This is a genomic window from Methylobacter marinus A45 (assembly GCF_000383855.1).
Taxonomy (GTDB): domain Bacteria; phylum Pseudomonadota; class Gammaproteobacteria; order Methylococcales; family Methylomonadaceae; genus Methylobacter; species Methylobacter marinus.
In genome coordinates, this window is record NZ_KB912877.1 from 618,819 (window position 1) to 637,977 (window position 19,159).

General features: G+C 51.5%; 15 protein-coding genes. 3 read left to right on the top strand and 12 right to left on the bottom strand.

The genetic code is table 11. The annotated features are described in order from the left end of the window. Positions 1–10: 10 nt before the first annotated feature. The 9 genes from asnB to METMA_RS0102755 form a co-directional block, all read right to left on the bottom strand. Entirely contained in the window at positions 11–1,879 is a 1,869-nt protein-coding gene (asnB, locus tag METMA_RS0102715) for an asparagine synthase (glutamine-hydrolyzing) (RefSeq protein ID WP_020157530.1), read from the bottom strand. A gap of 87 nt (positions 1,880–1,966) precedes the next feature. Further along, positions 1,967–3,187 carry an AGE family epimerase/isomerase gene (locus METMA_RS0102720; RefSeq protein WP_020157531.1) on the bottom strand — a complete coding sequence of 407 codons (1,221 nt, stop codon included), beginning with the start codon at positions 3,185–3,187 and terminating at the stop codon, positions 1,967–1,969. A 185-nt stretch (positions 3,188–3,372) separates the two neighbouring features. Beyond that, positions 3,373–4,137, bottom strand: coding sequence for a class I SAM-dependent methyltransferase (locus tag METMA_RS0102725; protein WP_027146991.1), 765 nt, complete (start codon positions 4,135–4,137; stop codon positions 3,373–3,375). 687 nt (positions 4,138–4,824) lie between these two features. Beyond that, positions 4,825–5,844: a glycosyltransferase family protein gene (locus METMA_RS0102730; RefSeq protein WP_156830439.1), complete on the bottom strand. Its 1,020-nt coding sequence runs from the start codon at positions 5,842–5,844 to the stop codon at positions 4,825–4,827. Positions 5,845–6,023: 179 nt separating this feature from the next. Next, positions 6,024–6,848, bottom strand: a complete 825-nt coding sequence (locus METMA_RS25650) for a glycosyltransferase family 32 protein (RefSeq protein WP_020157534.1) — start codon at positions 6,846–6,848, stop codon at positions 6,024–6,026. A 66-nt stretch (positions 6,849–6,914) separates the two neighbouring features. Continuing rightward, positions 6,915–7,985: a glycosyltransferase gene (locus METMA_RS23790; RefSeq protein WP_156830440.1), complete on the bottom strand. Its 1,071-nt coding sequence runs from the start codon at positions 7,983–7,985 to the stop codon at positions 6,915–6,917. Positions 7,986–8,169: 184 nt separating this feature from the next. Beyond that, complete coding sequence (locus METMA_RS0102745) at positions 8,170–9,045, bottom strand: glycosyltransferase family A protein (protein ID WP_232216312.1); 876 nt, start codon at positions 9,043–9,045, stop codon at positions 8,170–8,172. 58 nt (positions 9,046–9,103) lie between these two features. Next, positions 9,104–9,919: a glycosyltransferase family A protein gene (locus tag METMA_RS0102750; RefSeq protein ID WP_020157537.1), complete on the bottom strand. Its 816-nt coding sequence runs from the start codon at positions 9,917–9,919 to the stop codon at positions 9,104–9,106. A gap of 71 nt (positions 9,920–9,990) precedes the next feature. Then, positions 9,991–11,115: a glycosyltransferase family 2 protein gene (locus METMA_RS0102755; RefSeq protein WP_020157538.1), complete on the bottom strand. Its 1,125-nt coding sequence runs from the start codon at positions 11,113–11,115 to the stop codon at positions 9,991–9,993. A gap of 782 nt (positions 11,116–11,897) precedes the next feature. On the opposite strand from METMA_RS0102755, the gene METMA_RS0102760 reads away from it, so the two are divergent. Both METMA_RS0102760 and METMA_RS0102765 read left to right on the top strand, forming a co-directional pair. After that, complete coding sequence (locus METMA_RS0102760; protein WP_020157539.1) at positions 11,898–13,367, top strand: polysaccharide deacetylase family protein; 1,470 nt, start codon at positions 11,898–11,900, stop codon at positions 13,365–13,367. Between the two features lie 76 nt (positions 13,368–13,443). Then, entirely contained in the window at positions 13,444–14,619 is a 1,176-nt protein-coding gene (locus METMA_RS0102765; protein ID WP_020157540.1) for a glycosyltransferase family 4 protein, read from the top strand. 5 nt (positions 14,620–14,624) lie between these two features. Here METMA_RS0102765 and METMA_RS0102770 read toward each other — a convergent pair whose 3' ends face one another. Further along, entirely contained in the window at positions 14,625–15,965 is a 1,341-nt protein-coding gene (locus METMA_RS0102770; protein WP_051114322.1) for a nucleotide sugar dehydrogenase, read from the bottom strand. Between METMA_RS0102770 and METMA_RS26850 the strand changes: the two genes are divergently transcribed. Beyond that, positions 15,900–16,241, top strand: a complete 342-nt coding sequence (locus METMA_RS26850) for a hypothetical protein (RefSeq protein WP_198014731.1) — start codon at positions 15,900–15,902, stop codon at positions 16,239–16,241. The genes METMA_RS0102770 and METMA_RS26850 overlap by 66 nt on opposite strands. Before the next feature lie 15 nt (positions 16,242–16,256). On the opposite strand, the gene METMA_RS0102775 is transcribed toward METMA_RS26850, so the two are convergent. Next, positions 16,257–17,012 (bottom strand): CpsD/CapB family tyrosine-protein kinase, encoded by a 756-nt coding sequence (locus METMA_RS0102775; protein ID WP_020157542.1) that lies wholly within the window; start codon positions 17,010–17,012, stop codon positions 16,257–16,259. Positions 17,013–17,015: 3 nt separating this feature from the next. Then, complete coding sequence (locus METMA_RS0102780) at positions 17,016–18,791, bottom strand: GumC family protein (protein WP_020157543.1); 1,776 nt, start codon at positions 18,789–18,791, stop codon at positions 17,016–17,018. Between the last annotated feature and the right edge of the window lie 368 nt (positions 18,792–19,159).

Below are 19,159 nucleotides of genomic sequence, written 5' to 3' on the forward strand. Positions count from 1 at the left end.
AGTCCGCCGTTTAATTCGCGCGCAGCCATTCCTCGAAAACCACCAGGCTGAACAGCATCTTGTGATTGTCTGACCTGCCCGAGCGGTGATCGTCCAGAAGACGGTGTACGGCTTGCGGGCTCAAAAACTGAAACATCCGCGAACTGTCGTCCAGCAAATGACCTTCCATATTATGGCTGAGAGAATGATGGAACCACTCGTCAACGACATTCACAGCAAAGCCCCGCTTCTTCCTTTTCAGGATCGCATGCGGCAGAAAACCTTCGCTGACCTTGCGGTGCAGCCACTTTCTCTGGCCATGCCGGACTTTGAAGACGGCAGGCAGCCGCTCGGCGTACTCGACGATCTCCCGGTCGAGAAAAGGCACGCGCACTTCAAGGCCGTGCGCCATGGACAGTTTGTCCGCGTACATGAGCAGTTCATCGGGCAGGGATGATCTGACCTCCAGAACCTGGAAGCCGCCGAGTTCATCGAGACCCTCCATTTCCGGCTCCAGATCTTTCCAGAACCCGCGGATACTGTCCCCTGCCCTGTCGGGAAGCACGCCCTCTCTGAACAGGCTGTCAACGGTGCTGCCCGGCATGATCGAGAATACCTGCCGATACCGTTGCATTCGATCTTCAATGCCTAATGAATAAACGCCCCTCTTGAGGGTTTCATTCCGCGGCAGATGCGTGATGCTCGCGGCCATGCTTTTTCTCAACCAGCTTGGGAAACCTCTCCAATAGCCGCCATAGTGAACGCCGAGGTGACGCTTATAGCCGCCGAACAGTTCATCCGGCCCCTGCCCCATGAGCGCAACCTTGACGTCCTGACGCGCGCGCTCGCAGACGAAATACATGGGTACGATGGAGGATGCGGCGACGGGCTCCTCGAGGATGGAAACGATCCTGGAGAGCGACTGTTCGAAACTCGCCCTGCCAAGCTCTACCGATATATTCCTGGCGGAAAAGAGCTGCGCCGTCTCCGCGGCATCGGTCAGTTCATCGTCTTTATAGGCGGATTTTCCGTAACCGACGGTATAGGTAGGCCAGGCATCGCCATAGAGGCACATCAAGCCCAGCAGCAGTCCCGAATCCATACCGCCGCTCAACAGGAGGCCCAAGGGCACGTCACTGATGAGGTGCCGCTTTAGCGCCCGCTTGTAGATATCGAGCAGTTCCTCTTTCGCTTCCGCATCCGATTTCGCCGGCGAAAAATGCCGCGGCCTGGTTTGATACCAGCGCTCAACGCGCCATGATTGATTCTCGAAGATCGCCATCGTGCCCGGCGCAAGCTTGCGGATTCCCTTGTAAAGCGTCATCGGCGAAGGCGTGTAACGATACCGAAGGAAGAGGTTCAGGGCCGTCATGTCCACGTCAGGCCGTTCCGGCAATGCGGCGAGGATGGCTCTAAGCTCCGATCCGAACAGGACGGTTGCGGCATCGACGCGGTAGTACACGAGCTTGATGCCCATGGCGTCGCGGGAGAGAATCAGCCGCTTGCGCCGGTCATCCCAGATGGCAAGGCCGAACATGCCGTTGAGATGATTGAAGACATCGGTACCCCACTGTTTGTAGCCATGTATGATCACTTCCGTATCGCAGCGTGTGCGAAAGATGTGGCCAACCCCCTGCAATTCACGGCGCAGTTCGGGGAAATTATAGATTTCGCCGTTGAACACCACCCAGACCGATTCATCCTGGTCGGACATGGGCTGATGCCCGCCTTCAAGGTCGATAATCGACAGGCGCCTGAAACCCAGGCCCAGCGGACCGGAAAACAGATACCCCTCGTCGTCCGGCCCTCTGGGCGTCAGGGTTCTGGCCATGTCCTTGATCCTGGCCGGCATGACCGGTTGCTGATCGATGAAATTATATTGACCGCAGATACCGCACATATCAGGAAATCCACAGATGCCATGAGTCGGAATGCAGCATACGCGCCGGCGGAACGCGGCAAACTGCCCAACCCTTATAAAAATCAATCATGCCGCCCGCTCTCCTTCCTTCAGGGAATAAAGCAGAAAACAGAGACTCCTGAATAACTGAGATTGCGCCCAGCGGTGCATGGGGACATCGTCCCAGCCGAGCAGCAGTCGCCTCGACCGGAAGGAACCGTCGGGCTTTTGCCAATTATCCAGCAAGTCATTCACGGCAGCCTGCACACGATCGTCGAGTTCAGCGGATTGGCCTTTCAGCAGAACGCCCAGGTTTATGCACTCGGCGTAGTCATAAAGCTCCTGGCGATACACCGTCAATCGCGGCGCGCGCGAGAATGGTTTTGGCAATCCGTTTTGGTCGAACAGGTGGCGCACGTAGTAATCCGTACCCGCCTTGATCGCCTTGCGGCAGCCTTCGTGGCTGGTCAATTGTTCGATCTTGGCCAGAGCCTTGAGCACGAAACAGGTGTGGAAGTGATCGACGAAATCCCTGACCCCGTCGACGGAGTAATACCAGGAGCCGTCGGGCTGCTGTGCTTCAAGAACGAAGTTAAGATTGCGCTCGGCAATGCGCCGATAGTCATCGCGCCCGAATTGCAGCGCCGCGCTGATGAGCAAAAAAGCCCGGTAAGCGCTGGCGTTGATTACTCCGCCTTCCGAATCGAACGGGTTATAACCCGCCGTGGCAACGTCCACGGAGATTTCCCTGTCCGTTATGTCGTTGGCCGCATGCTCCGCCGCGGAATACATGGTCTCAAGCCACCGGTCCTCGCCATCTATCTCATGCACGTAAGAGAAAGCTTCGTACACATACGGGGTCGTTGTGATCAGCGGCGTGCCGGTCGCCATCACGCCGGTCCTTGTGACCCAATCGAAGGGGTATCCCCAGCCAAAATGGCTGAATCCCGGAGACCTTGTCTGTTCGAGTACATGTAAAAAATGGACCGCACGATCATAGTATGCTTGCTGCCCTGTCAACCGTGCCAGCAATGCGAAGCCCATGGCGTAGTGGGCATCGGCAATGGGAAAGCGCTGTTTTTTCCAAAAAAACCGCCGTGCCGACGGAATAAAGGCCTCACAGAAAATAATCGGCGCCACAGCCAGGGTCCCTAGCGCCGGTTTGCGGTAGTACAGCGCTTTCGCTCCGCCGCCGACGGGGCCTGCGAAGAAACTCTGGTGATCATGCGAGGTCTCCCCGTAATCATCGAGCCAGTCCATGAAACGGTGAAGGGCTGAATGAATGGTATCGATTGACTGACTCTTCATGCGTTGCCTGCGTCTGCTTCTGCAATAGTTTTCATGAGAAGGAAGCTTGTATTTGCCGCCAGATGCACTGGCTCAGCGTAACGAGAGTTCATGAGCGCAATCGACCCGCCAAAGGGCCTTGCGCATAAAGCCGGGTACCAGTACCCCTCCACGCAAGATGCGAGATTCGGTGGAAACCTGGCGGGTCAAACATAGCAGACAGGCACTATATCCGGATGTTTTTCGCCCTGCATCGAAGGCCGCAAAGGACATTCCTCCGTTGGCCATTGGCTTCTATCCTCATAAATAAATAATTGGTGTATAGCCGGTAGTGAATAGGAATAAACTTTCTCCACCCTGGAGAAATAAGGCTCGAATCGGTCGAAGTAGTCGTATCCGGGCGCGCGTATATGATAGAACTCTTTTGGATTGGCCTCAGGATACTCAACCGTTGTTTCTGCAACTAACGGCAGGGGCAGAATGGCTATACCGTTCGGTTTCAGAATTCTCCTTATTTCCGAGATGGCCTTCTTGTCATTCGGGATATGTTCCAGGACATGCGAGGCAAAGACGAAATCATAGGCTGCATCCTCAAACGGGAGCGCTTGCAGATCAACGTTGAAATCCACATCTTCCATATCCAGATCCGCCGTATGATATTGGCCGAAGCGTTCAGCAAAAAAGTGCCTGAAGAAAGCCTCCGGGGCAAAATGCAGTATCTTTAGCTCTTCTGCATGCAAGTCGAGTAAAAGCCTGTTTAGTACCAGGTATTGCAGTCTGTGCCGTTCCAAGGCATCGCAATTAGGGCATTTCGCATGCTTTCTCATGCCTGTCGCAGGCTTGACATCCATAAACGGGCCATAATATTTACAGACCGGGCACTCAAATTTTTCTTTATTTGAATTTCTGAGCCGAAAAACAGGAAGACTTACCCGATTAACCAACTTACGGATATCGCTCCTAAGCGCCATAAATGTCTCCAAATATCTGCATTCGAACGATGCATGGTTGAGCCAAACTCGGTTTTAAAGATCTGATAAGCGGGGCACGCCAACTTCACTTACATCGCCGTCCTGTTTTTTCACTGGACTTTTAAAGGGGGGAACCATTCAAAAAGACCCACAGTTAGGTCGACGTTCTATCTCAAGGTGTTTTTGGCGTTTCAAGCGCCTGAGATATCCGTTTACCCTGTTAATGCATCGCTTGCATTCTTCATCCTTGTCGAATCAAATGACAGCATTTGAAATTTCAGGAATCTTTCGTCCCCTTCATCTTTAGCGCCCGGCACTCTAGTACTCAGTCAGCCTTGTTCTGACGAGTAAAATTTGCAGAGCATTCATAGCTTGCGGATAGTGCGAATGAATTCGCACCTACAATTTACCCGTCATAATTAAATTGACTGACTACTAGCTGCCCGCCTTAATCGCCCCGCATTTTGTGTGCTTGAGAGGTTATTGTCTCCAGTTTTACCCCAACATAAAAGTTGGTACAAACACCTAAGCAATATTACTAATGATCTGTTGATGGCTTATCCAATCAAGTGGACAGGCGATAGATTGATAAAACAACTCAACCAAACAGAGACGATGCGTCAAAAACGTGGCGTGTTTAACGCCGGCTTAGCATTGTACAAGCGTTCTATCGAATAGCTCCGGAAATTAACTGAAGAGGGGCAAACTCCCTAATTTCTCGGCATATCTAAACCATGAATTATCGCCCAAAAAAAACGTCAGCTTGTCGTTGCAAATGCCGCTTGCGTTATGTAGTTCATCATCCAATATTGCAACTAAATCATCGAAATCATTGAAAGTCCTTATCAGGCCTTCTTTTTCGAGATCGGCAAATGCTCCTACATCCGGTCCAATGACCCGGGCCCCGAATCCAAGCGAATCCATTAGCGCGCCTGAACTCAAAACGCTGGACTTGGCATAAGTAAAAAGAACAAGCCTTGACTGGCCGATTAAAGACTGCAAGGCTTCATTGTCCGTCCATTCATCCTTGATAACTATATTCTGATTGGAGCAGCCGAGTAATAGATCCAGTAGTTTTTCTGAGGCCACTTTACCGGTTATCAAGATTTCGTATTTATTTTGATAATTGTTCCTGTAAAGATATTCAAGAAATTCGACTATGCCTTTATAGGGGGTTATTGTCCCCCAGATCAACAGATCGAATTTTTTCTGACTGTCTCGCTGGCTTATTCTGTTTTTTACCGGGTGCGGCAAGTAGATGATTCTTTCCCGGCTGCCGGGCACCATGCTTTCCGCGTATCGGACGCCTTCATTCGAATGGGTAAGTATCCCGTCCGCTCTGCGCAGCAAAGTTCGGAATATTATTTTTTTCAGCAAAAAATGCTCATTGGAGTGAGAAAGCTTATTGTGCATCGTCCAGATCACTTTAATTTTCAATGAGCTCGAAATGTGCAGAAAAAAGAGCAGAAAGATTGCCTGAGCCAATCCGGCTTTTTTGTCCGGAACATCTTCAATCCAATTAAAAAAAACATAATCGATCTGGAATAAATATTTGAGCATGCCGAAGATGCCAGATGCCGACGGATTGTCCTTATTGACAAAATTGAACTGCGTTCCCATGGCTTCAACAAAGTCGTCAAGATAAGGGTTATGTGTGGCAACCTTTTCGGCTCTGGCGCTGATGGGATAGATATAGGCGTTTTTCACGTTGTTATTACCATACATTTCATATACATACCTACATTGTCAGCCAGTTTAATCATGAAGGTTAATTTGTAGGTGCGAATTTATTCGCACTATTTGCACACTTTGAATAAGTTGCAGATTTTTACTCGTCAGAACAAGGCTGAGAGGCATGAACTGACATTAACGGCCTGGCAATGCCATCAACCGCTGGTCATGGTGTTATGTTCCAGGGACCTGCTCCCGCCGAGCCCGCGGGCGTATGCTATGGCCCGTTTTTCATTCCGTCCCGCCCAAAAATTGATCAGGCGTTTTCCCAAGAAGCCATGTTGAGTACGCCAGCTGCCGCCTCCCAAATGGATTCCATATTTTCCAAACAGATTCCAACAATTTTTTTTGTCGCAAACATTATCCGGAAAAAGCACTTCTACCTGGCTGGCGGCATCAGGGTATTCTGCCAGCGTCCTGGATACCAATCCCGGCCCGGTTGTGTAGATAACAAACAATTCTTGCCGGAGCAGGCGCGGAAGGGAATGCGTCATGGCTTCGCTCCATTTCCTGTCATGTTGCGCTCTCACGCAATTTTCAATGATCGCCCGCAGAAAAGGGTGCCCTGCCGCCGCTCCAAACCCATAGTTGCCGACTTCCCAGTCCATCCCATACTCGTTGCGTAAAAAGTCGCTCCAGGTCAGCCGTTCGAAAGGAAATACGCAACCAAAATCCAATAGCTCTGACAGGTTAAACGCGAGGAAGACGTCCAGATCGAAGTAAAAGCCGCCATAACGATAAATAATTAAGTACCTGAGAAAATCGTACCGTTGGATAGGATACCGGAACGACTCAAATACGCCTCGATATTCAGGGAATTGTTCATTGATAAAGCTCTCGATGCGATCATCATCAAAAAGCAAGTACTCGAATTCAGGATTGAGCAGTCTCACATTGGCAGCAGAGGCCTTCGCTAACAACGGCAAATCGGGACTTCCACCCCATATCTGAATGATTCGTTTCGGTATTTTTGAGTTCATAAATTATATTTTTCAAATAAACGGGCACGTTCCTTGATGCCTTCCAGTTTGATTAATCGAAAAATGTCAACGCCGGCGCAACAATGGCTTGAGCGGGCGTGTCAATATGATCGGCCGGATGCCGGCCGCGCGACCGGCGCTCGCAATGCTCCTCGCGAACCGTCCTTGCCTCCAGTATAGCCGTGCTTCCAGCAGGCGAAGGTCGGCAATTATCCGCTTCTCCGCCTGTTTCCAGTCACAATGCCTTAACATTTCATTCAGCACATCGAAAGCGCGGGCGTACTCGCCATTGTCGTATAGCGTGCCGATACTCCACAGGTATCTCCGGGCGAGGGCGGCCTGCTGCGCGGCCTCGCTCACACCAAGCCCGGCCAGCACCGCCGGGGTAATTTCCTCAACCGAACTTAATGGATCGGGGAGTCCTTTTTTCCTGAGCGCCGCGGCCGCCTGGGCGGCAAGGGTGCTAAAAGCCATCTGCCTGACCTTGCCAACCGTGACCTGGTAAAGATGGAGCCGGTACTTCAGCAGCACTGCGTCAAGATTGGCCAATTGGGAATGATCCGCGATTCTCAACCACAATTCGTAGTCTTCAGCGCCGAAAAAAGCTTTTCGGTAACCACCGGTTAAAGCAAGGATGTCTTTTCGCATAAGAATGGTGGGATGCCAAAACGCGCAATATTCAAGGAAGGCCCGTCTGAGTTCGTGATCCGCAACCGGATTGCCGGAAATCCTCAAGGAGTTGCCTATTGTGTCGATTATTTCGACGGCACCGCCCAGAATCCCGACCTCTGGATGTTTTTCCATGAACTCCACCTGCCACATCAGGCGGTTTCCAATAGCGATGTCATCGGCATCCATCCGTGCAATATACTTGCCCCGTGCGAGCTCGCAACCGTAGTTTAAAGACGCCACTAAGCCCTTGTTCTCCTGGCGGTAAACGCGTACCCGCGCATCCTGCTTATGGTAGCTGTCAAGTATAGAGGCAGTGGAGTCGGTGGAACCGTCGTCAATGATGATGAACTCGAACTCCTGAAAGCTTTGGTCGAGAATACTCTCGACAGCTTCGCTCAAGAAGCGCTCGCCATTGTAGACAGGCATCACGACTGAGACCCGTGGAGTCATCATCGAGTTATTCACTCAATTACGTTCCATTAGCCGCCGCTAAACACTGCTTATCCCGATATGGCGGTTGCAACCCGATTGTGTTTATGGAAACCATGCTCTGCCTCCGGGGAAACATTGTTAAAAACACGCTAGCCACGTTGTCATACCTATGAGAACGGCTAATCCTGCGACTCATAATCAGGGCGCCCGAAGCCGGTTAAAAATATCTGGACTTTGAAGTCGGCTTGACAAAATGACAGCCAATCAGACGAAAACACAGTACAAGATGGAATAATCTTAACCTTAACCATGGCCGGGGCTCGGGCTGTTTAAAGATACATAAAGCGAGCTTTGCAATATTATGACAGCCAAGCAAATCCCTGTTCGTATAATAAGCTATGCTCACATATTCATTGAGCCGCTTTCTCAGCGAGCCTTTTCTAGGGTTGTTATATAGTGCTCCAGAACCTGAAATGCGGGCAACTGCCTTTTTTTCACTGAAAAACAGCCACTTTGCCCATTCCTGATCTTCCGCCGTGAATACCTCGGGCTTAAATCCCCGTTTCCGCAAGAGCGGAACCTTGATGATCGAGCAGGTGTTCGAAAGTCCGCAAAATCCATCGAAATTACTTTCATCAATCAGCTCATACCTTAAGACACCGAAATCTTCTCCTTGATTATAGGTATCAAAATATACCGCCCCTATATTTTCATTCAAACGCAGCAAGTCAAGAGCGAACTCGATCGAATTATCCACCCCTAGCGCGGTATGAGAACTGATAATCAACACATACGCCGTGGAAACGTAACTGATGCCCTGGTTCAGGGCTTCGGCGTAATTGAACTCAGCCCCGACAAAATTATGGATCACGGAATCAGCCGGCAACAAATCAAGCGTGCCGTCAGTCGAACCTGAATCGACAAAGATATATTCGCTAGGCGCCAGTGTTTGGCGCTGCAATGAATCTAAAGTAATAGCCAGGGTTTTTTCAGAATTAAAGGTCCTGATAACAGTAGAATATTTTATACCGCCCATACCCGCTAACCCGTTCTCGATTAAGTCAATTGCAAGGTGAAAGACAAAGCCAGGCATGTCGCCAGAATGATTCCAAAATCGATATGACTAAAAACCGTGCTGTTTCGCACATCAGCTAAAAATATCTGGATTTCGGAGTTGGCTTGACGAAATGACAGGCAATCAGACGAAAGCAAAGTACAAGATTGAATAGCCTTAGCCTTAGTCTTGGCCGGGGACCGGGCTGTCTAAGGACACCTAAAGCGAGCTTTGCAATATTATGAAAACCAAGCAAATCCCTATTCGTATAATAAGCTACGCTCACATATTCATTGAGCCGTTTTCTCAGCGAGTCCTTTCTAGGATTGTGATTTAGCGCTCCGGACCCTAAAATCCGGGCAACTGCCTTTTTTTCGCTGAAAAACAGCCACTTTGCCCATTCCTGATCTTCCGCCGTGAATACCTCGGGCCTGAATCCTCGTTTCCGCAACAGCGGAACCTTGATGATCGAGCAGGTGTTCGAAAGCCCGCAAAATCCATCGAAATTGCTTTCATCTATCAGCTCATACCTTAAGGCGCCAAGATCCTCTTGATTATAGGTATCAAAATATGCCGCTCCTATATTTTCATTCAAACGCAGCAAGTCAAGCGCGAACTCGATCGAATTATCCACCCCTAGCGCGGTATGAGAACTGATGATTAATACATACGCCGTGGAAACGTGACTGATGCCCTGGTTCAGGGCTTCGGCGTAATTGAACTCAGTCCCCACAAAATTATGGATCACGGAATCAGCCGGCAACAAATCAAGCGTGCCGTCAGTCGAACCTGAATCGACAAAGATATATTCGCTAGGCGCCAGTGTTTGGCGCTGCAATGAATCTAAAGTAATAGCCAGGGTTTTTTCAGAATTAAAGGTCCTGATAACAGTAGAGTATTTTATACGGCCCATACCCGCTAACCCGTTCTCGATTAAGCCAATTGCAAGGTGAAAAACAAGGCCATTACAGCCCTCTGCTCGCTTTACGAGTCGCGCCTCAACAATGCCGGCGCCACTTGGCGGATCCGTCTGATAACAGGGGCCAAGCAACTGGATAATTCAACACCCATCATTCGTTTGCACGTCAAAATAGCCCAAGGCAGTGATTTCTTGACTTCCGGATAACTATTGAGCGCGAACTCAGCGAGCTGCTCGCTGAGTGCCACCTCTTTATCGCTGAACGCATGGCTTGCTTGTCTAACCGCCTGCAAGCCAAGATGGCTGAGTAATCTGCCGTGTAGTTGTTGAGCTTCAGGCAAGGTATGACTATAGGCCTTGAAGAAGCACTCGAAAGCCTCTTTCCGTTGCTCAAGATCCGCCAAACCTTTCGCCTTGTAGTAGTTAAACTGCATGTTGCCGCCATGGTAACGGGTCGCCGCCTGGTATTCGTTCAAAATCCCTACCGAAGCATGCGCGGACAAACGCAACCACATCTCCATATCGGCACTATGCGGTAGCTCAGAAAGGTATCCCCCCACACGCTTCTGTAGTTCTGTCCGAACCACTGCGGTAGGAGTCCTCACAATATTTACCGATCGACTGGTCTCGATAAGCTTAAGAAATTCGACCCCACTCAGAGTGCGGGACTCCAAATTATCAGTGATTTGTGTGATGACCTTATTAACGAAGGTTTGCGGTTGACTGATGTAATCGCCGTCAGTGAGAATGAAATCAACCGCTTTACCAAAAATAAAACCCACTTCCGGATGTCTGTTCATTAGCCCAACCGCCCGGCCTAAGGCGTCGGGAAACAAGAAATCATCCGCTGAGATAAGCAAAAAGTAGTCGGCGGAAGCCCAATCGACGCCTTCGTTAAAGGTTGAGATATGTCCTTTGTTGCCGGAATGTCGATAAAAGCTGACGCGCGCGTCCTCTCGCGCCAGCTGAGCCCCGATTTCCGCCGTGTTATCGGGGGAGGCGTCATCGATGATCAGAACCCGGATATCAACCCCCGATTGGCTTAGGATACTTTCGACGCATTCCCGCAGAAAGCGACCATAGTTATAACATGGCACCATTACGTCGATAGAACTCATCGCACCAGCTTTCCTGTTGAGAGCAACCGTGCGGTCAGCCGAACTTTGCTGTTTAGCAACAATGCCATTCATGCGAATACCTGCGTTAAGTCTCTGTTAATTCACGCGCGTGCGCGTGAACCTGCCCCTTTATTCTGTAGTAGTTGCGGATGCACCCCAGGTTGTTGAAATGCCCAGCGGCTGACGTTGCAGATATTGTGCGCGAACTGTTATCCGCTTTATTTTCGTTGACTTATGATCTGGCTAAAAAGACTTCCTGAGACTGGAACCTTGCATAGGATGCGCTGACCAAAAGTAGGCGCTCCAGGCGGCGCAGTGAAGCGCATCGCTCGCGAACGATGCGCCTCCTGGCGTCGGCGCATCCTATGTTTAAACAGGGAAATTATTTACGACCAAATCCTTAGGGATTATTGTCCTCTGGTTTAGCACAACGTTAAAGTTGGTATAAACACCTAAGCAATAGCACTTAATGATCTGGCTACGGTTAAGCAATATGATGTGTCTATAGTCAGTCAATTTCATTATGGCGGGTAAATTGTAGGTGCGAATTCATTTATGCCCTATGGGTACTTGTGCCCTTATGCATTCCCACGCAGGAGAGAGTGTGAAAGAATTAGTAAAAACATCATAAAAAGCCTTATTTACCACGAAGATCACGAAGGACACGAAGAAAAAAATTAAGTTAATCAAAAACTTAAAACTTCGTGCTCTTCGTGTCCTTCGTGGTTAAATCCTTTAAATTGAATACTTTCACAGCCTCAGGAGCGTGGAAACGAGTAAACTCTGTGCTCTCTGTGGTTATTCATTTGGACAAAAAATGAATGCTTTCACCGCGCGGAGGGAAACACCCTGACATGAGCGAACCACTTCATATCGTATTGCGCTGTAATGCCCCATTACTGCCCAAAGTCCGTTATGTGTTTGATACATTATTCATGGCGCGGGGGATTCCGGTGGTGTATTCCGCTTTGCCGCCGGCGCACGGTCCCTGGCTCTTGTATAGTTCTTCCAAGGAGCCTTCATGGCCGCTCGAACGATGTCTGGCTGTTGCCCATTGTCCGGAATCCTGGCTATTTCTCGAAAGCCATGCCGCTATCGAGGCCGCTGTCGCCGTCGATGGATCGATCGTCCTGTTCCCAAAAACAGCCGCCGGTTTCGAGACCGCACTGAACATCCCTTTCGATCTCGCCGCCAATGCCTTTTATTTCTTGAGCGCCTGGTCCGAACGTCTCGGGCCGGACAAGGATGAAACGCGAAGCCTGTACTCGAACAGTATCTTTGCCCGTTTGGGCGTGCCGCAAGATATCGTCGATCAGTACCTTGATGCGCTCATGACACAGCTGCATGCGCTCTGCGGCAGGCTTGAAACAGAACCATGGCACGCGCTCGCATGGCCGCAAGATGCCGCCTATGCGCTCATCCTGTCGCATGATATCGATTTCATTCCGGCCAATCTCATCGATATCGTCAAACAGGGCGCGAAAACGGTGCTGCGCCACCTCGTCCGCCACCGCGATCCGGCTGACGCCTGGCGGGCTGCGGCAGGACTGGCACGCGCGCTGATGCATAGAGACGATCCTTATGGCTGCGTGCCCGATATCATTGAGCGGGAGACAGAACTGGGGGTGCGTGCATCGTTCCAGGTAGCCGTCGGTCACAGGCATCCCAACGACGTCAACTATCGCATCGAGGACGACCGCATCCGCGACTATTTGCGCGCGATTCCCGATGCCGGTTTCGACCTGTGTCTGCACGGCAGCTACCGGTCCACCGAAAACCCCGTCTGGTATGTAGAGGAAGCGGCACTTCTGGCGCGGCGCCTGGGCCGGCCGTCCGGCTCGCGCCAGCACTTTCTTTCATTCCACTATGACGCCTTATTTAGCGCGCAGGAACAGGCAGGCATCCAGTATGACATGTCCATGGGATTCCCGGACCGCACGGGGCCGCGTGCCGGATTTTCCTATCCTTATTTCCCTTACTGCCTCGCCGAGGATCGTCCTTATAACGTGCTTCAGCTCAACCTGTTCCTGATGGACGTTACCTTGCGGGGCTATCTGGGGTTGAAAGGCGCACGCGCGTGGGAGGTCATCCGGACTACGCTCGACACCCTGCGCCGCAAGCGGGGTTGCGTCTCGATCGTATGGCATCCGATCGTTTTCAAAGGCGCGCGCGACCCCGGTTATGACCATTTGTTCTGGAAAATGGTCGGCTATACGCTTGAGACGAACGGTCTCGCTACAGATGGCAGAACCATCAATGATTTCTGGCGCCGGCAAGCGAAAAATTACATAAGCTTCGGCGAAGGCTATAAAGAAGATGGTTGAAGGTACATGAAGCGTGATGAATGTTAGCCGCGCAATGGCGCGGGATTGCCAATATTGATCAATGAGGAAATAGCCTATGGCATGTGTTTTCATGGCGGCCTATACCAATTACCGCCGGGATCCCAGAGTGAAACGCGAGGCAGAGGCCCTGGTGGAGCGCGGTCATCATGTCGTGTTTCTGGCGCGGCGCCAGCACGGGGAACCGCACCGTGAAACCATCGCCGGCGTGGATATCATCAAAACCATCGGCTTGAAGAACAAGTGCACTTCATTTCTCGAATACATGATCGATTACCTTGTATTCTTTTTAATGATATTCGCGCATTTATCGCTGCGCCCGTTGCGCTATCAGCTGATTCATATCAACAACATGCCTGATTTTTTGGTATTCGCAACCTGCCTGCCGCGTCTGCTCGGCGTCCCGGTAATTCATGACGTACACGATTTAATGCCCGAACTCTATCTGGAGAAGTTTTCTTCCGGAGAACAGCACTGGATCGTCAGGGCACTGAAACTGCAGGAACGCTGGGCCGGAAAATTCGCCTCGGCCGTGATTACTGTCGAGGATCGCCTGAAGGATATTCTGTCCGCAAGAGGCATCCCGCGCGAGAAAATCCACATACTGATGAATCTGCCCGATGACCGCATTTTCGCGGCGCGCGGACAATTGCCCGCCAAGCCCGAAAACGCGCCGTTCGTGATGGTTTACCATGGCACCCTTGCCCGCCGACTCGGACTGGATATCGCCTTAGAGGCGGTATCGAAAGCTCAAGACGCGATACCGCGCATGGAGCTCCGCATTATCGGCGCGGGCGAGGAACGGGAGCACTTACTGGCGTTGAGCGATCGGCTCGGCCTGCAGGATACGGTCAAGTTCAGCGACGGCTTCGTGCCGGTGGAAAAGATTCCCTCGATGATCCACGACGCGGATGTCGGCCTGATTCCTTTGCGCATCAGCAGCGGCACGGACATCATGCTGCCCACCAAGTTGCTCGAATACGTCACGATGGGAATCCCCTGCATCGTGCCTGAAACAGGCACGATCAGCCGCTATTTCGATGAGGAAATGGTGCAGTTCTTCGCGGCGGAAAACGCCGGCTCCCTCGCCGAGGCAATGATTACGCTTTATCGGGACGCCGGTAAACGAAGCGCTCTGTCCCGTAACGCGACCGAACGCTTCGCAAAGGTTTACCACTGGAGCGCGCACAAAAAGGTCTATACCGATCTTGTAGAACGCCTCATTGGACAATAGCCTCCTCAGCCAAGCCCATGCGGCGGGTTCACCGTAGAGATCGTTTCCAGGACAGTGCGTTCCGCGCGCGAAGATCGCCCGATTCCGAAGTAAAGCACGCCGGCCGCTTCGGCGTCCTGCTGGTTCCAGAAATTACGGCCATCCAGCACCACTTCCACCCCTTGCTTTCGCCACGCAATAAAATCAGGATCAGCGAATTGAGCGTGGGCCGTGCTCAGAACGACGACGCATGCAGCCTCTATCGTGCCCGGTTCAAACCCGGCATCGCGAACTTCTTCATCGGTGTAATGGGGATCCTCGATCGTCACGCGCGCGCCCAATCGCTGGAGTTCGTCGCGCAGTGCATAGGTTGGGCTGAAGGTGTCCACCTTGACGCCAGGCCGGAAGCCCAGCCCCAGGATGTGCACGTTTTTGCCATTCAGGTTCTTCCATCTTGCTTCAATCCGTTTCAATTGCCTGGCGGGCTGGGAATCGTTGATTTCGCGGGCGGCTTCTGAAATACGTTGAGGCAGGCCCAAGCGCCGCGATTCCCGGGTCAGGAAATACGGATAGACCGGCACGCAATGACCGCCTACACCAATGCCCGGCAACAGCAGATTTGCCTCGCCGTCAGTATTGGCGGCCAAGCGCACCCGCTCGAAATCAACGCCGGCGATTTCGCAAAAAGCCGCAAACTCATTGGACAAGGCAATGTTCACGTCCCGGTAGAGCATGCCCAGCAATTTGGCCATCTCCGCCGCTTCGATAGTGCCCACATCGTCAACCGGCGCCCCCAGATAGCGCTGATAAAATGCCACCGCCTTTGCGCATGAATCAGAGTCCAGACCGCCGACAATTTTGGGCGTGGTCTCCAGTCGCGCCAGCACATGGTTTGCCTTCACGCGTTCCGGACTGTAGGCCACATGGAAGTCTACCCCTGCCTTTAAACCACTGTGCCGTTCCAGGCACGGTATCAGGCAGCGCCGGGTACCGCCCACGGCCACGGTGGTCTCGTACACCACCAGCGTGCCTGGGCGAAGCCCCTTGCCGATTTCCTCCGAAGCCTGCTGCAGTATGCTGAAATTGATATCGCGTTCGGACGTCAGGTGGGCGGGTACGATAACCACGATCACATCGGCTTCGGACGCGGCCTTGCTGGTATCCGTGCCGGCCTGAAGCCGGCCTTCCTTGTGCAAATCATCCATGAGCTCGGCCAGCCCCGGCTCTTCATAAGGACAAACGCCGGCATGAACAGCATCCACAAGCGTCTGATTGATGTCGCTCACTGTTACGCTTGCTCCATGTCTGCCGAACATGCAAGCAAGGGGAAGTCCCATCCGGCCGCCGCCTACTACCGTAATCTTCATTCTGCAATACTCCTCATGCCTTGTTTTGAAAACCGTGTCATTGAGATTGCCGCGAAATCAGGCGCACTTGCGCAATTCAACGGGCTTTCAACGATCCGGTATTATTGCCTCATGCCGTCAAGCGAGTCGCGGAAAAGCGTGGGCGCCGGTCAGGAAATAAAGCCTATTTCCGGCTGTGCTGAAATCATCCCCGCCTCCCCTCAACGGCTTTTTGTAAAACATGAATCATTCGCCCATCCTCCACTTCAGTTCAATCCTGATCGATTCAGACAATAATAAGCCCTGATTTTTTCAGGCGGTTTCACACGGGTACCCATACTGATAGGTCGGAAGCGGCTGTTGTGATTTGTTCACCACCAGCCCAAGCAGGTTGGTCTGCTCCAGAATGTACATGGAATGCTGGAGTTCATCGGCCGTGTTCTTTCCATCCTCTACAACCAGCAGAGCCGCATCGATATAGGGCATAAACAACAGCGCATCGTCCGCGGCAAAAAGCGGCGGGATATCGAAAATGATTATCCGCGACTCATAGCGCGATTTGATCTCTTCGATCAAATTGACCATTTTGTGGGATGAAATCAATTCCGAAGCACTGTTGCTGGCGTTTTTACCCGGCAATATCACCAGGCGTTCAATACCGGGATTGATTAAGGCATCTTCCAGGGGCACCTCTCCTTCCAGACAATCGACCAGTCCGAATTCCCATTGCAATCCCAGATATTGGCCCACACTTGGCCGCCTGAGATCAGCGTCAACGACGAGAACGCTTTGATTTCCCTCCATGGCCATGGCGATCGCGAGATTGATGGAGATGAATGTTTTTCCCGCGTTTGGCGTCGCGCTGGTGACTGCGAAGCTATTCCAGTTGTTTTCCCTGAGCTGCTTGAGGACATTGGTCCGGAGCACACGGAATATATCCGCTCTTGGATCGTTGTAAAGTCCCATAATAACCCGGTTATTGCGCAGCACATCGGGATCAATAGTGACCCGTTGGGTTTTCGTGTATTGGATCGAGTCGAGTGGATATCCATCCGCCTTATTAATCATTGGTCATTCTCCAATCAGGGCATGATTATTACCGTTACTATGTCCCTGCGTTTGATTCATGGCTGTATTCAACGGAAAGAAAAGAACATACATCGCAATGGCAACCAGCATGATGAAAGCGATGCCGGTCCTGACAACAACTTTCCTCATTCTATTCTGCTTCGCCAGCCGTTCGCCCACCTCGGCCGGCGACTCGATGTACGGAACGACAACCAACGGCATCAGTCCGGTGACTTCGCTAATGGCCCGGTACCCCCTGATTCCGGGCTCCAGGAATTCAAGCAGGAAAGCAATGCCGAGGCCTGCGATAATTCCCATGAAAGAACCGCCGATGACGACCTTTCTTCTGCTGACTTGTTCCGGACGCGCGGGAATAGCGGGAGGTTCGATGAGGGTCAGCGTTTGCCCTTGCTGCTGTACTTCCAGGGTTTGAGCAAGCTTGGCATCCAGCCATTTTTCCTTGAGTTGGGTGTATTTCTTCATGGTGTTGTCCCGTTCCCTGATCAGATTGGTATATTCCATTTCAACCTGAGGCGCCATCGCAAGGATAGTGTGCAATTTTTCAAGTTTCGCTTTTAAATAGTCCTGCTTCTGCATCAATGACTGAAGCTCTGACTGACTGCTTTTATACTGCGCCTGCACACCTAAATAAGCCGGATTAATGGCGTTCATGGCCACCGCTTCCTGCTCCTGCCGCGAATGCGGCTGCGTATTTTTCAAGCGTTGTTCAAGCCGGTCGATTTGTTTTCTGCGCTTGACTATATCCGGATGATTATCGGCATACATTTCTTCCAGTAATTCAAGTTCACGCCGGGCTTCCGCCAACTGTTTCTTCACGTCTTCATGCGCCAGTTGCCCTTCGAAAGCCGGGTCCAACCCCTTTATTTCGCGTTTGAGACGAACCACCGATGGATGGGAAGGTGAGTAAAGACTGGAATATCGAAGGTATTGCGCGCGCAAGATTCTGAGCGTTTCGGCCCGGCTTTTCGGCGCCTTGTCATCAGACTTGCCCGGCAGTTCCTGTTGCGCTCTTGCCAGCTCCGCCGATAAAAAAGCGATCCTTTCCTTTGTCGCCCGGATCTGGTTATCGGTGTCTCTCAGTTCGCTCTCCGCGCGGTCGATCGCTGCCAGATTCCCTTGCACTTGCTCCGGCAGACTGAAGTTATTTTGCTCTTTGTAGTTGGCGATTCTATTATCGATTTCCTGAAGCTCCCGGTTCAGCTTGGCCGATTCCTCCATCAGGAACTCAGCCACATTGGTAGCCCGTTGAGTTCGGGCTTTATCATTTTGCTCGATGAGCAGAGCCGCCAGCTTACCCGCCACTTCTTGCGCCTTGGCGGGTTCGCCATGGCTGAAGGAAATATAAAAGGCGACTTCAGCCATTCTTGATTCATTCCGGGGCGTTAAAGAAGATGTGGTTAGCCCAACCTCGGTGCTATCCCTGAACAAATTCGCCAATTCATATTTCGTATAGCCATTCCTGAACCCGCTGTAAAGGCCAGTCGCATCAATAATCGACAATACGTTATCGGTCATCATGACCCTTTGGTATATCGATTGGATCTGTTCCGCCGCATAGCGGGACGCGGTCGATTCGAAAAGTTTTGTGGGAATTGGCGCTTCGATCAACAACGTTGCCGTTGACCGATAAACCTTAGGCAGATTATAGGCGATGATGACAGAAACCAGGCTGGCAAGCAGCCAGGTCACTACGATGTAGTACTTGCGTCGTTTTACAAAGTCAAGGTAATCGGCTAATGTTTTAGTGTGTTTATCCATAAGGCTCAGAGAAAAATAATCGCTTTAAAATCAAACAACTTAGGGGCCGAATTCATAATCCCGCTACGAGTACCTCGCCTGTCGGCCTGATCGTAAAAATACATTTTCCGTATGAAGGCGTGACGATCTGTTTTTTTCTATCGTCAAGTGACTGACTTTTTGTTAATCCTTCTTTAGTTCAAGGCCTTAATGCAGAGCCCCTGATTTGTGAATCCGGGCACCCGCCACCGTTATTTTTTACTTCTTTATTAATGCCTCCGGGCCGGCCAGCCATAGGCCTGGTCACGGTAGTTGTAGACGGTGGTGTCCGGTATGCTCAAGGCCCATGCAATATCAGGAGCGTTTGGCTGGACCGCCGCCGTCCAATA